Source organism: Anaerotruncus sp., assembly GCF_057433415.1.
The window spans coordinates 1-13,069 of record NZ_DBMDHH010000065.1; the positions used below are offsets into that span (position 1 = coordinate 1).

Here is a 13,069-nt window from a genome sequence, read left to right on the forward strand (position 1 = left end):
GGCAGTCGCGCGTCGCGCGCTCCGGGCGCAGCCCGGGCAGGCCGCCCAAGGTGGAAGTCCCCTTGAGCGCCCTTCTTCCGCCGACTTCTTGGGCGCGCAAGAAGTCGGCCCGCCTGCCGGGGCGGGACCCGGCAATCTCCGCCGCCGCAGGCGGCACATCTGGAACGCCCCGGAGGGGCGCGAAAAAGGCCGTCCGTCCGCAGGGCGGAAAACCCAAAACCGCCGCGCGGCGGAACGCGCTCGCGATTTTTGCCGCCGAAGGCGGCTCCGCTTAGGGTTCCGGCCCGCAGGGCCGAGTCGCATGGCGACTCCCTACGGGGAATCCAAAGGGGTCGCGAAGCGACAGCCCGAATGGGGACACCATTTGTCCCGTAGGGACAAGTGGCGCCTGTGGCCCTCTTTGAATGCGCGTCGCCGCTCTGCGGCGCTCGCCGCAGGCGAGGAGCGCATCTAAAGCCCCGCCGGGCGCAGCGCGGCAAATCAACGAGGTCTTCGCCGCTCCCCGAGCGGCAATCCAAAGGCAAATCCATCTTCTATTCCGCCCCACGCGCTCATATAAATGGGGTATGTTGAAAGAGGAGGGCTCACAAAATGCCAAACTACAAACCGGAAGGACTGCTGATAGATACCCCGGCGAACCGGCAGGCGTTCCACTCGCTGAGCGCCCTTCAGGAGGCGTACGCCTCGGGGCGCATCCTGGAAAGCCGCGCGGTCGTCTGCGACCCCGACCACAACCTGATTGTGGACATGGGCGCATGGCGCGGAATCATCCCGCGCGACGAAGCGGCGCTCGGGATCGCGGAGGGCACCACCCGCGACATCGCCATCATCTCCAGAGTCAACAAACCGGTCTGCTACCGCATCACCGGCTTTGTCAAAGCGTCCGACGGCACCGTTATCCCCCAGCTGTCCCGCCGCGCGGTCCAGCAGGAGTGCCAGGACAATTATATCGCGTCCCTCGTCCCCGGCGACATCATCGACGCGCGTGTCACCCATCTGGAATCGTTCGGGTGTTTCGTGGATATCGGCTGCGGCATCCCCTCCCTCATCCCGATCGACGCGATCTCCATCAGCCGAATCTCCCACCCGCGCGACCGCTTCTCCCCCGCGCAGGACATCAGGGCGGTCGTCAAGGCGCTTGAACCGGGCGGGCGCGTCTCCCTCTCCCACAAGGAGCTGCTCGGCACCTGGAGCGAAAACGCCGCCATGTTCTCGGCGGGCGAGACGGTGGCGGGCATCGTGCGTTCGGTGGAGGAATACGGCGTGTTCGTCGAGCTTTCCCCCAACCTCGCCGGGCTTGCGGAACCGCGCGAGGGAGTGGCCGTCGGCCAGCACGCGAGCGTCTATATCAAAAGCCTCATTCCGGAAAAGATGAAGGTAAAGCTTATCATTGTCGATTCCTTTGAGGCCTCGTGGCGCGCCCAGCCCACCCGCTATTTTCTCACGGAGGGGCACCTGAACCGGTGGCGTTATTCGCCCGACTGCTCCGACCGGCTGATCGAAACGGTGTTCGACGGAGACTAAACGATACATAAAAGGAACCCCGGGACGGCGCGCCGTCCCGGGGTTCCTTTTTACCTGCGCCGCCGTGGTGGGTAGGGCTTTTCAACCGCTGTGCGTCCCAACAGATAATCGGTTGAGGTGCCCAGATGATCCGCCATCTTTTCCAGCATTTCGATGCTGGTCTTCGTCCGTCCCGTTTCCCGGCTCGAGTAGGCTTTCACAGACAGCCCGAATATCCGCCCCATCTCTTCTTGAGTATAGCCCTGGTCCCTGCGCAGTTCTTTGAGAATATCCCCGTCAATCGGCATCCCTTCACCTTCCTTGTAAGTTTTTGGGCCATGTGGCCCTTACAAGGATAGCAGGATCTGATCAGCCTGTGGCGAAATGTGTCACCAGTCGCAACGTTTTGGATAAGGGAAGGGGGCTTTGCAGAAATCCGCAAAGCCCCCTTCCCTCTTCTGGGGCCTAGCGGCCCCGGTGCTTTTCCTTTTTCTTCTGCTGGCGCAGCGCGTACCGCTGCGCCTTTTCCTCTTCGGCGCGCGCCTTTGCGTTCACCTTGCGCTCGCGCGCCGCTTCCTCGCGCATCAGGCTCACCGCCTGCTGCGCCTTGGTCCCCGTTCCCGTCCGGGCAAGCCCGCGCGCGATCTCCCGCTGCATCCGCTTTGGATTGATCTGCCTTGCGGCGCTTTCCCCATCGGGGACGGGCGGACTGAACCGCAGCCTTCGCCAGTGATCGAGGAAATACCCGTAAACCTCGTAGTCCTTCGGCTCCGCGCCGAACACCACCCGCGCGGCGCGCAGCTTTCCGCCCTCGGAAACCTCGCAAACCGCGACCCAGAACGGGTCCTCGAAATAAACCGTTGTCCTGCCGCGAATGTCCATTTGCCGTTCCTCCTAAAAAAGTGTTCGCCGCGGGGAACGGACAACCTTAGGAGGCAGGTTACTGACGGCTACCGCCGCGCCCGGACTACCAACCGGGCCGTGTTTTGATCCCCGCGTTTTGTTATGTGAACGGGCCGGATTGCCCGTGATCACCTCTTTCCGCTATGATTCCGGCACAGCCGGGAACGCCTTCACCGAGAGGTACCGGAAGCTGCCGTCGCCGTTGGGCGCGAGGGTATACCGGAGGGCGCCGTTCGGCAGGAGCTGGAACGGCTCGCCGTACTGTTCGATCCAGACGTCGCACCGGTCCGCGCCCTCGTCGATCCGCACAATCCGCTCGTTGCGGTAGCCGCCGCCGTGCCCGTTGAGCCCATAGCAGCCGCTCTCCGCGTCGTAGAGGGGCGAATCGGTCATGGCGAAGCCGTCCAAACCAAAATACTTCCCGGCGACCGCGTCGAGCTGCGCCTGGGTATAGCCGAGGCCGGAGCCAATCCCGATCGGGGTCGCCTCCTGCTCGGGATAGTCCCGCGCGGCCGTCCCGAGCAGGAAGTCGAGCAGCGCCCCACGGTCGATCTCCGCCGGGTCGTCGAACGTCTCGAAAAAGGCGAAATCGCGCATCCACCGGACCTGCCGCGCGGCGGCGCTCCGCGACAGCTCCGTGCCGGGTATCTCCTTGCCCGCGGGCGCGAAGGACAGCACCGAATAGCGGTCCCACATGCCGTAGGGCGCACAGCCGATCCGCGCGACGCAGGCGTTTTCACCCGTCTTGAGAGGCGTTTCGCCCGGATCGGACACCTCCAGCGTGAATCGGCAGAGCCAATCTTCGCCGTCCTGTTCCGGTTCCCCATGCGAGACGCTGTCGATTGAAACCGTCTTCCAGTAGTCGAGCTTGCCCTCCACGCCGAAGGCGGGATTGGCCAGCGCCTCGAGCGCGGGGACGTCCCCCTCCCGAAGCGCGGCGGCCAGCAGCTCCGCCGTCCGCGCCGGGGAAAGGGATTCCTCCGGCGGCGGCTCGGCCTCGATGCCCGGCTGTTCGGCGGGCGCGGAGGGCGCCTCCGGGTGCGAGGAGGCGGTCTGCTCCGGCACGGAAACGGCGGCGGGCGCGTCGGGGCGGGAGGGCGCCGGGCGGGGCGGATCGGGGATGCCGCACCCCGCCAGGAGCAGGCAGGCGCAGAGGAGCATGGCAATCAGCCGTTTCATCGCGTCATTCCCCTTTCTCCGGAGTGGCCTCGCGCAGGAGCTTTTCACGGTAGGCTTTGGCCGCCTGTTCCGTCTTGTTGTCCCCGAACCGGTAGTAGACCCGGTCGCGCAGGGCGTCGGGCAGGTACTGCTGGCGCAGGTAGTGGTTGGGATAGTCGTGCGGATAGCGGTAAAATTGGCCGGGATTTTTGACGTCCGCGCCGTCGAAGTGCCTGTTCTGGAGGCAGCGGGGCGGCGGGCCGGACTTCCCGGCGCGCACGTCGGCCATCGCCTCCTCGATCGCCATGCAGGAGGCGTTCGACTTGGGCGCGGTCGCGAGCAGCACGACCGCCTCGGCCAGCGGGATCTGCGCCTCGGGCAGGCCGATCTGCACCGCCGCGTCGACGCACGCCTTGGTGACGGCGATCGCCATCGGATAGGCCAGCCCGATGTCCTCGCTGGCGATCACGAGCAGGCGGCGGCAGGGGGAGAGCAGGTCGCCCGCCTCGAGCAGCCGCGCGAGATAGTGGAGGGCGGCGTTTTCATCCGAGCCGCGGATGGATTTTTGCAGCGCGGAGAGCAGGTCGTAGTGCTCGTCGCCCTCGCGGTCGTAGCGCATCGCGCTCTTCTGCGCGACCTGCTTCGCGTCCTCCAGGGTGATCTCCCGCCGGCCGCCGGCCGCGAGCGCGAGTAGCTCGACCGCGTTGACTGCCTTGCGCACGTCGCCGCCGCACGCCTGCGCGATGTATTCCACCACGCCCTCCGCGAGGACGTATCCGCCGTCCTCCCCCGCGGCCTCGAACGCGCGCCGGACGGCGCGCGCCGTATCCGCAGGGGTGACCGGCTTAAACTCGAACACCGTGCTGCGGGAGAGCACCGCGCCGTAGACGTAGAAATAGGGGTTCTCGGTCGTGGAGGCGATCAGCGTGACCGAACCGTCCTCGATGCACTCAAGCAGCGACTGCTGCTGTTTTTTGTTGAGGTACTGGATTTCGTCGAGGTAGAGAAGCACCCCGCCCAGCCCGTCGATCGTGTCGCGCGCGGCCACCGCGTCGCGGATATCCTGCGTCGAGGCGGTGGTGCCGTTGAGGCGGACGAGCTTTTTGCCCGCCTTTTTCGCGATGATCGACGCAACGGTCGTCTTGCCGACCCCCGACGGTCCGTAGAAGATCAAATTGGGGATGCTGCCCGTCTCGACCATCCGCCGCAGCACCATCCCGGGCGCGAGCAGGTGCTCCTGCCCCACCACGTCGTCGAGGGTCTGCGGCCGGATGCGGTCCGCCAGCGGAGCCGCCATAAAAATCACCTCCGAAAGAAAACGAGCCGCCGCCTGCCGGCGGCGGCTGGGATGACGACAGGGCCGCTTCTTCATAAGCGGCGCAAACCGTTTGGTTCAGGCAAAACGCCGCCCGCGGCCGCAGACGTGCGCCGTGCGGCGCGGTTCCGCCGCACGGGCGGCGGCCGGCCCCGGGGCAGGGCGCGCAGCCTGAACCAAACGTTCTTTGCCAAGGCTTTCTTTCAAGAAAGCCGACAAGAAAGCCGACAAAAAAGTCCGTAACTCTATTCGTAGAGCGGGTACTTGGCGCAGAGGGCTTCGACGCCGGCGCGGATCTCGTCGGCCTTGTTTTCAAAGTCCGTGGCGGTGAGGTAGAAGAACTCGGCAATCTTTTCCATGTCCGCCTCGACGAAGCCGCGGCTGGTGACGGCCGGGGTGCCGACGCGCACGCCGCTCGTGATGAAGGGGCTCTGCGGGTCGTTGGGGATGGCGTTTTTGTTGACGGTGATGTAGACCTCGTCAAGCTTCTTCTCGAAGTCCTTGCCGGTGATGCCGAAGTTGCGCAGGTCGAGCAGCACGAGGTGATTGTCGCTGCCGCCCGAGATGAGGCGGAAGCCGCGCGCGGTGAGCGCCTTGGCGAGCGCGCGGCAGTTGAGGACGATCTGGTGCTGGTAGGCCTTGAATTCGGGGTTCATCGCCTCGCCGAAGCAGACCGCCTTGGCGGCGATGATGTGCTCGAGCGGGCCGCCCTGCATGCCGGGGAAGATCGCCTTGTCGATCTTCTTGCCGAGCTCCTCGCGGCAGAGGATCATGCCGCCGCGCGGGCCGCGCAGCGTCTTGTGGGTGGTGGTGGTCACGATGTCGGCGTAGGGCACCGGGCTGGGGTGCTCGCCCGCGGCGACCAGGCCCGCAATGTGCGCCATGTCGACCATGAAATAGGCGCCGGCCTCTTTGGCGATCGCCGAAAGGCGCTCGAAGTCGATGACGCGCGGATAGGCCGAAGCGCCCGCGACGAGCAGCTTGGGCTTGCATTCGAGCGCGATCTCCCGCACCTTGTCGTAGTCGATGACCTCGGTGACGGGGTCGACGCCGTAGGAAACGAATTGATAGTACTTGCCCGAGAGGTTCACGGGGGAGCCGTGGGTCAGGTGGCCGCCGTCGGCAAGGCTCATGCCCAGCACGGTGTCGCCCGGCTCAAGCAGCGCGAAATAGACCGCGAGGTTCGCCTGCGCGCCCGCGTGGGGCTGAACGTTCGCGTGCTCCGCGCCGAAGAGCTTCTTGGCGCGCTCGATGGCGATGTTCTCCACCTCGTCGACGTTCTGGCAGCCGCCGTAATACCGCTTGGCGGGGTAGCCCTCGGCATACTTGTTGGTGAGCACCGAGCCCATCGCGGCGAGCACCGCGGGGCTGACGATGTTCTCCGAAGCGATCAGCTCGATGTTGCGGCGCTGCCTGGCCAGCTCCCGTCCCATCGCCGCGCCGACCTCGGGGTCGGTTTTGGAGACGAACCCAATCGTGTCCATCATGTCCTGATACATCACAATCATCCATTCCGCCGCCGCGCTCCGGCACATATTTTGAGTAGGCGGAGGGCGCGAACCTGCACCGCGCGGAATCCGGCAGGCGTCCGACGCGTCCCCCGGGCGGCCGCGGGCGGCCGCCCTTTTCACGAGTGGTTCCAGTATACCATAAATCCCCGGCGGCGTACAAGGGGTTCCGGCGAGCCCTTCCCTTTTTGCCGAACTTGTGCTAAACTGGATGAGGTATTTTGTGCATTGGGGGCATTGGTATGTCTATCTTCAAGCGGCCCACGCCGCCCACCTGGAAAATCCTGCTCTACTGCGTGCTCTCGCTGGGGGTGCTGCTCCTGCTCGGGCACCTGGCGCCTTACGTCCTCGCTTAGCATCCGCCCGGCGCAAAAGGGCGGAAGAAGAGCGCCGGCATTCTTTCGAATGCCGGCGCTCTTTTTATGAATTAGGAGAAAAAAATGAAAAGCGGTTTAGGCGGTACGCTCCATGCCCGAGTCGCCGGGAGTGAACCGCACGCGGGTCGCCCGCGCGCGCTTTTGGGATTTGACGGCCCTGCCGTAAGCGATCATGCTGTTGGCAAAGGCCGCGCCGCAGCCGATCACGAGCGAAGCGAACAGCTTGGAGCCGAACTTGTTCACGACCAGGTAGACGGCGGTATCGGTAAACCAGCGGGCGAGGCCTGCATCGCGGGAGATCTCGATGAAGCCGCCTGCGAAAAAGGAGAGGGCGATAAACGCGGCAACGGCCGCGATAACCCCGGTTCGGAGCGGATGATTCTTTCTTTTCACGGCTGTTGCCTCCTTTAAAAGTTACAGATTGTAACTTTTGGGATAATTTCTACAGATCATTTTACGTTCTGTATTTTTGCTTACTTATAATATACCACATTCTATGCGAAAATCAAGAGGAAAATGCAAATTTGTTAAAATTATTTTCACAATTGTAACGAGTTTGTAACCACGATGTAACCACATTGTAACTATTCCATTTTATGGAATTTTGTTTGTAACCAGTTTGTCACTTTTATCCAGACGCCGCCGAAAAAGAAAAGCAGCCGCGCGGAGCGCGGCTGCTTTTCCCGTTTCCGCCCGCCGGATCGGACAGGAACAAAATGGGGTGCCGTTATTTTTTCGCGAAGGAAGGCAGGATCGCCTTTTCGGTCGGCGCGGGCCTGGCGGGGGCCTCCTTGACGGGCTTTTCGGCGGGGCGCTCGGCGCGCGCTGCCGCCGCGATCGGCATCTCGGCGACCACATAGGTGCCGAGCTGGCGGGTCTTGGAGCGGAAGACATAGTCCCCGTCGTCCGTCTCGACCGCCGAGAAGGCGGGCGTCACGTCGACCAGCTCGCCGTCGATCACCTGGTAGATCACCACGTCGGACGGGTCGACCGTCAGGGCGTCCTCGTCGGAGTCGTAGTAGGGATTGTAGATCTCAAAGGTGGCGCGGCTGGTGGAGGAGATGCGGGGGGCGCCGATGAAGTCGAAGAGGAAGGCGTCCTGGTCGGCAAAGTAGTCGGCGTAATCCTGGTCGTCCCACTTGGTGGTCATCTTGGGGAAGAGCTTTTTGGCGTCGTCGTCGCTCTCAAAGGCGAGCCGCGCGAGCGTCCGGTTCTCGTCCTCCCAGGTGATCTCGTTATCCTCGTTCTTGTTCGGCTCGAGGACCACGCCGCCGTCGCCCGCCATATAATCCTGGTCGGCGTTCTCGGTCGTGTTGCCCATGAAGAATTTGAACTTGATGGAGAACTTCTGGCCCTCGGCGTACTCCTGGCCGCCGATCGTCACCTTCTCCTTGGCCGTGAAGGTCACCTCGGGGGTGAGCTTGTATTCGTTGTCGGTGATGTCCTGCTTGAGCTCGATCTTCACCGCGACCCAGCGGCCCTTGATCTGGCCGCCCGTGCCGAAGTTCTTTTCGGTCACGCTGACCTTCTGGATCATCTTCGAGTTGTCGTCGCCCTTGTCAGTCTTGACCTTGAAGAAATCCTTGTCGGTGAGCTTGCTGACCGCCGCCTCTTCGATCGGAAAGTAGACGGTGGTGTCCGGCGCGATCACATCGGCGGCGGAATAGACGGCGCCGTCCCCGTCGCAGAGGTCGCTCTCCACCACGAGGCCGATGTTCGGGTAGGGGATCGCGTCGCCCGTCGCCGCGGCGGCGGCCACGCCGAGCGGGAGCGCGCACGCGAGCGCAAGGAGCAAAGCCAGTACTTTTTTCATTGTGAAATCCTCCTTCATCTTACCTGTTGGGGAATGTCCTTCCAACATTTCCTTGCCCAGTATACCCCGGCCCGGGAGAAAAACTGCGCGAAAGAGGGCGACGAACCGCCCCGGATTCCCCCGTCCCTCCGCGCCGCTTATAACCGATCCGGTTCGCTCGATATGAAAAATCGGTATTTTTCATAGAATAAATACCGTGATAGTATCAATATAGTTCATATTCACCAGAAATCAGTTCATTTTGAAAAGGAGAAGGGTCTATGGAACGCACCGCTGTCAAACAGGAAATGAAAGAAATGCTTTGCGATTTCACCTCGATCATCGGCGTGTCGGGCGAGGAGCAGGACGTCGTCCGGGCGATGGCCGCCCGCCTCAAGCCCTATGCCGACGAGGTGAAGGTGAGCACGCTGGGCAACCTCACCGCCGTCAAACGGGGCAGCCGTCCCGGCCCCACCGTCCTGATCGCCTCCCACTCGGACGAGATCGGCTTCTGCGTCAAATACATCTACGAGGACGGCTTTCTCGCCTTCGACAAGCTCGGCGGCGTGCCCGAAAACCTGATGGTCGGACGCAAGGTGTGGATCGGCAGGAACCGGGTACCCGGCGTGATCGGCGCGAAGCCCGGCCACCTCATGACCCCCGAGGAGGCCCGCACCGTGCGCGGCGCGAAGGACCTCTACATCGACGTGGCCTGCTCCTCCGCCGGCGAGGTCCGGGCGCTGGGGATCCGGGAGGGCGACCGCGCCGTCTTCGCAGACACCGTCTCCGAAATGGCCAACCCCGACTTTCTCTGCGGGCGCGCGATGGATAACCGCGCCGGCTGCACCGTGGTGTGCGAGCTGATGAAGCTCTGCGCGGACGGCGATTTCGCAGGCACCCTCGTGGTCGGCGCCACCTGCCGCGAGGAGGTCGGCATGGTGGGGGCGCGCGCGCTCGGCCACGCCGTGCATCCCGATTATGTCATCGCCGTCGACACCGTCCCCTCGGGCGACACCCCCGACCAACCCCGCCGCGGCCTGCTCCCCATCTCGATCGGAAAGGGGCCGGCCGTGCTGCTCGCGGACGGCTGCGACTGCTCCCACCAGTACGGCGTCTTCAGCAGCGTGCATCCCGCAATCCGCAGGGCGATCGAAAACCAGTCGGCGGCGCAGGGCCTGCCGGTGCAGTGGCTCTCGCTGGTCGGCTTCCTCTCCACCACCGACGCCGCCGAGTATGCCTACGCCGGGGACGGCATCCCGCAGGCCTCCTTCACGATCCCGCGCCGCTACTCCCACTCGCCGGTCGAGCTGCTGAACGTGAACGACCTGGTCGATATGGCCTGCCTGCTTCAGGGGATCGTCGAAAAAGAGAACGAGACGATCAACCTCGACTTCCTTGCCGACTGACGGCCGGCCGGAACGCACAACCGAACGCTGACAAAGGGGTGAATGTTTTGAGTAAACCGAATTCCGCCGCCGAAGCCAAGGACAGCCTGCTCATCCGCATGGGCAATTCCTTCACGCGGGTTTCCCAGAAGTACATGCCCGATCCCACCATCTTCGCCATCGCGCTGACCATCCTCGCCTTCCTGTTGGCCATGGTCATGAAGCGCCTCTCCCCCGCCGCCGTGCTGGGCAACTGGTACGCCGGGCTGTGGGAGCTGCTGACCTTCGCCATGCAGATGGCCATCTGCATCATCGGCGGCGCGGTGGTGGCCGACGCGCCGGTGGCCAAGCGCGCCATCAACCGGGTCGCCTCCCTGCCCCAAAACGGCCCGCAGGCGGCCTTCCTCGTGGCCGCCGTCACCATCCTGCTCTCCTATGTGCAGTTCGGCCTCTCGCTCGCGGGCGGCGCGCTGCTCGCCAAGAGCATCGCGCGCAACTTCCGCCGCCGCGGCGTCCCCTGCGAATACGGCCTGCTGGTCGCCTGCGCCTACCTCGGGCAGATGACCTGGTGCGTCGGCTTCTCCAACTCGGTGGGCCTTTCGATTGCGACGCCCGGACACTTCCTCGAGTCGGAGATCGGCCTCATCCCGCTCAACAGCTACATCTTCAACCCGATGAACCTCTTCCTGGCGGCGGGCTTCATCGTCCTGCTGCCCCTCTTCGCCTACCTGCTCCACCCCAAGGGGGACAACGTCCGTCCCATCCCCGACTACGCGCTGCGGGTTGTGGAGGAGCCCGCCGGGGAAATCCTCTCCGAAAAGGCCGAAAAAAAGAACGCGTCGGTGGGCGAGCTGCTCAACAACAGCCATGCCTTCTGCTGGATCATCGGCGGCATGGGCATCCTCTACGTCGTCTACGCGTTCGCCACCAAGGGCTTCGCGGCGTTCGACCTCAACCTCCTCAACGCCATCCTGATCTTCGGCGGCCTGCTGCTCCACGGCACCGTCGCAAACTACGTGTCCGCCTTCGCGCGCTCCACCTCGAGCGCCTCGGGCATCATCTTCCAGTTCCCGCTCTACGCCGGGATCATGGGCATCATCAAGTATTCCGGCCTCGTATCGATTCTGGCGGGCGCGATCGCCTCAATCAGCACCCCCTTCACCTTCTATTTCTGGACCTTCCTGAGCGCCTCGATCGTCAACATGTTCGTCCCGTCGGGCGGCGGCCAGTGGGCCGTGCAGGGTCCCATCGCCGTCGAGTCGGTCCGCATGATCGCGGGTGGCAATGTGCTCAAGGCCTGCCAGGCGGTGGCCTACGGCAACTCGTGGACCAACATGTGCCAGCCCTTCTGGGCGCTCGCGCTGCTCGGCTTCACCGGGCTCAAGGCCAAGGACATCATGGGGTACAGCACCGCCATCATGCTGGGCGCCGGGCTGCTCTTCACCGCGGCCGTGTTCTTCTTCCCTGTCTGAACAAAAGCCAAAAAAGCCGCCCCCATGCAGGCGCATGGGGGCGGCTTCCTTTTTCTGGCTGGCGATTTGAAAGGAGGGGTGGTAAGATGAAAGAAAGCGCCTTCAACCGGCGAAGAGGGGGACTCTGCATGGATATACTCCGGCTCCGATACTTCCGGGCCGTGGCCCAGACCGAAAACATCTCCCAAGCGGCGGAAAAGCTGCTCATCTCCCAGCCGGCCCTGAGCAAGGCCATCTCCCTGCTCGAGGACGAGGTGGGGGTGGCCCTGTTCCAGCGGTCCGGGCGCCGCATCGCGCTCAACGAATACGGACACGCGTTTCTCAAATACGCCGAGCTCGCGATCGACGCAGTCGACCGCGGCGTCAGCGCGGTCCGCGAGATCGAGAACCCTTCGACCGCGCCCATCCGCCTGCAGACGAACATCACCGGCGAACTCTACCTGATCGAGCTGATCCGGAGCTTCCGCCGCGCACACCCCGGCGCCACCTTCGAGGTCATCAAAAACTACACCAAATCCAAGTTCCTCTACGACTGCGACCTCTACATCCACGCGGTCAACATCCCGCTCAACAAGTGCGCCTCCCTCCCCCTCTTCACCGAGGAGCTGGTGCTGGGGGTTCCTGCCGGGCATCCTCTGGCCGCTTACGACCACATTCCGCTGCGCATGGCGCGAAACGAGGAGTTCATCGGGCTCATCCGCTCCACGAGCTGGACCGAGGAGACCAACGGCTTCTGCTTCCAGGCGGGCTTCAAGCCGAACGTCGTCTATACCTGCGACGGCACCGAAATGGTCGCCAAGCTTATCGCAGCGGGCGAGGGGGTCGGCTTCCTGGCTGCCCAGAGCTGGGGGGCGTTTCCCGAAGGGGTGAAGCTGCTCCACCTCGACGATCCGCTCTGCTCCCGCTCCTACAACCTCTCCTGGCAGATCGACAAGCCGTTCACCCCGCTGGCCGAGCAGTTCAGGGAGCACATCCTCGCCTATTTCAAGGCGCGGAAGGCGCCGCCCCGCCAGCCGCGGTAACGCAGGAAACAAACGCGAAAAAAGACCGTGGACAGGCTTGTCCACGGTCTTTTCTTGGAGCTGATAATCAGATTCGAACTGATGACCTCATCCTTACCAAGGATGTGCTCTGCCGACTGAGCTATATCAGCATGTACAGGCTGCCCGCCTGCGGAAAAGTGGCAGGGGCAGAAGGATTCGAACCCTCGGCACGTGGTTTTGGAGACCACTGCTCTACCAGCTGAGCTATACCCCTATATTGCCCACCCGAATGTATTCCCATACACGGGAAATCCTTGATCCCTGTGGTGGGCCATCAGGGACTCGAACCCCGGACCAACCGGTTATGAGCCGGTGGCTCTGACCAACTGAGCTAATGGCCCGTAAAAAGAAGATGTACCGCTACCGCTCTGGTAGCGGTACCATTTGTTGGCTCCCCCTGTCTGGCTCGAACAGACGACCCTGCGGTTAACAGCCGCATGCTCTACCGACTGAGCTAAGGAGGAATATGAAGAATTTGAGATGCCAGCGTACAAAACAATTGTACGCTGGCAGGAGCTGGCATAGACCTATCTTCCCGGGAAGTCACCCTCCAAGTATTGTCGGCACCGCTGAGCTTAACTTCTGTGTTCGGGATGGGAACAGGTGGGACCTC

The 13,069-nt window shown here is 63.5% G+C and carries 11 protein-coding genes, 4 tRNA genes and 1 rRNA gene; 4 read left to right on the forward strand and 12 right to left on the reverse strand.

Annotated features, from left to right (window positions below; all coding sequences use genetic code 11):
* Positions 1-591: 591 nt before the first annotated feature.
* A complete protein-coding gene (locus ACZO3G_RS13120) occupies positions 592-1,524 on the forward strand; it encodes a S1 RNA-binding domain-containing protein (protein WP_276874941.1) in 933 nt (310 codons plus the stop codon).
* 50 nt (positions 1,525-1,574) lie between these two features.
* Here ACZO3G_RS13120 and ACZO3G_RS13125 read toward each other — a convergent pair whose 3' ends face one another.
* The 7 genes from ACZO3G_RS13125 to ACZO3G_RS13155 all read right to left on the reverse strand — a co-directional run bounded on the left by ACZO3G_RS13125 (position 1,575) and on the right by ACZO3G_RS13155 (position 8,577).
* Entirely contained in the window at positions 1,575-1,811 is a 237-nt protein-coding gene (locus ACZO3G_RS13125) for a helix-turn-helix domain-containing protein (protein ID WP_101549268.1), read from the reverse strand.
* A gap of 157 nt (positions 1,812-1,968) precedes the next feature.
* Positions 1,969-2,385 carry a YjdF family protein gene (locus ACZO3G_RS13130; protein WP_101549267.1) on the reverse strand — a complete coding sequence of 139 codons (417 nt, stop codon included), beginning with the start codon at positions 2,383-2,385 and terminating at the stop codon, positions 1,969-1,971.
* Between the two features lie 162 nt (positions 2,386-2,547).
* A complete protein-coding gene (locus ACZO3G_RS13135) occupies positions 2,548-3,585 on the reverse strand; it encodes a hypothetical protein (RefSeq protein ID WP_276873237.1) in 1,038 nt (345 codons plus the stop codon).
* A gap of 4 nt (positions 3,586-3,589) precedes the next feature.
* A complete protein-coding gene (locus ACZO3G_RS13140; protein ID WP_276873235.1) occupies positions 3,590-4,861 on the reverse strand; it encodes a replication-associated recombination protein A in 1,272 nt (423 codons plus the stop codon).
* A gap of 263 nt (positions 4,862-5,124) precedes the next feature.
* Positions 5,125-6,378: a serine hydroxymethyltransferase gene (gene glyA, locus ACZO3G_RS13145; protein ID WP_276873240.1), complete on the reverse strand. Its 1,254-nt coding sequence runs from the start codon at positions 6,376-6,378 to the stop codon at positions 5,125-5,127.
* Between the two features lie 461 nt (positions 6,379-6,839).
* The gene (locus ACZO3G_RS13150) at positions 6,840-7,157 is read right to left on the reverse strand and encodes a hypothetical protein (protein ID WP_277138716.1); all 318 of its coding nucleotides are present in this window, start codon (positions 7,155-7,157) and stop codon (positions 6,840-6,842) included.
* Between the two features lie 334 nt (positions 7,158-7,491).
* Positions 7,492-8,577, reverse strand: a complete 1,086-nt coding sequence (locus ACZO3G_RS13155) for a hypothetical protein (protein WP_276873234.1) — start codon at positions 8,575-8,577, stop codon at positions 7,492-7,494.
* A gap of 260 nt (positions 8,578-8,837) precedes the next feature.
* On the opposite strand from ACZO3G_RS13155, the gene ACZO3G_RS13160 reads away from it, so the two are divergent.
* From ACZO3G_RS13160 to ACZO3G_RS13170, 3 genes are all read left to right on the forward strand, one after another.
* A complete protein-coding gene (locus tag ACZO3G_RS13160) occupies positions 8,838-9,962 on the forward strand; it encodes a M42 family metallopeptidase (protein WP_276873232.1) in 1,125 nt (374 codons plus the stop codon).
* A 47-nt stretch (positions 9,963-10,009) separates the two neighbouring features.
* Positions 10,010-11,413, forward strand: coding sequence for a short-chain fatty acid transporter (locus ACZO3G_RS13165; RefSeq protein WP_276873227.1), 1,404 nt, complete (start codon positions 10,010-10,012; stop codon positions 11,411-11,413).
* A gap of 128 nt (positions 11,414-11,541) precedes the next feature.
* Positions 11,542-12,435, forward strand: a complete 894-nt coding sequence (locus tag ACZO3G_RS13170; RefSeq protein ID WP_276873225.1) for a LysR family transcriptional regulator — start codon at positions 11,542-11,544, stop codon at positions 12,433-12,435.
* 55 nt (positions 12,436-12,490) lie between these two features.
* Here ACZO3G_RS13170 and ACZO3G_RS13175 read toward each other — a convergent pair.
* From ACZO3G_RS13175 to rrf, 5 genes are all read right to left on the reverse strand, one after another.
* Positions 12,491-12,566 (reverse strand) — tRNA-Thr (locus ACZO3G_RS13175).
* 28 nt (positions 12,567-12,594) lie between these two features.
* Positions 12,595-12,670 (reverse strand) — tRNA-Trp (locus ACZO3G_RS13180).
* Positions 12,671-12,720: 50 nt separating this feature from the next.
* Positions 12,721-12,797: transfer RNA gene (locus tag ACZO3G_RS13185), tRNA-Ile, on the reverse strand.
* Positions 12,798-12,844: 47 nt separating this feature from the next.
* Positions 12,845-12,920, reverse strand: a tRNA-Asn gene (locus tag ACZO3G_RS13190).
* 50 nt (positions 12,921-12,970) lie between these two features.
* Positions 12,971-13,069, reverse strand: a 5S ribosomal RNA gene (gene rrf, locus ACZO3G_RS13195); the annotation flags it as partial.

Bases quoted from the DNA above. Each gene is read 5' to 3' on its own strand.
- glyA (WP_276873240.1), bottom strand. From the start codon at position 6,378: ATGTATCAGGACATGATGGACACGATTGGGTTCGTCTCCAAAACCGAC.
- ACZO3G_RS13120 (WP_276874941.1), top strand. From the start codon at position 592: ATGCCAAACTACAAACCGGAAGGACTGCTGATAGATACCCCGGCGAAC.
- ACZO3G_RS13140 (WP_276873235.1), bottom strand. From the start codon at position 4,861: ATGGCGGCTCCGCTGGCGGACCGCATCCGGCCGCAGACCCTCGACGAC.
- ACZO3G_RS13130 (WP_101549267.1), bottom strand. From the start codon at position 2,385: ATGGACATTCGCGGCAGGACAACGGTTTATTTCGAGGACCCGTTCTGG.
- ACZO3G_RS13155 (WP_276873234.1), bottom strand. From the start codon at position 8,577: ATGAAAAAAGTACTGGCTTTGCTCCTTGCGCTCGCGTGCGCGCTCCCG.
- ACZO3G_RS13160 (WP_276873232.1), top strand. From the start codon at position 8,838: ATGGAACGCACCGCTGTCAAACAGGAAATGAAAGAAATGCTTTGCGAT.
- ACZO3G_RS13170 (WP_276873225.1), top strand. From the start codon at position 11,542: ATGGATATACTCCGGCTCCGATACTTCCGGGCCGTGGCCCAGACCGAA.
- ACZO3G_RS13125 (WP_101549268.1), bottom strand. From the start codon at position 1,811: ATGCCGATTGACGGGGATATTCTCAAAGAACTGCGCAGGGACCAGGGC.
- ACZO3G_RS13135 (WP_276873237.1), bottom strand. From the start codon at position 3,585: ATGAAACGGCTGATTGCCATGCTCCTCTGCGCCTGCCTGCTCCTGGCG.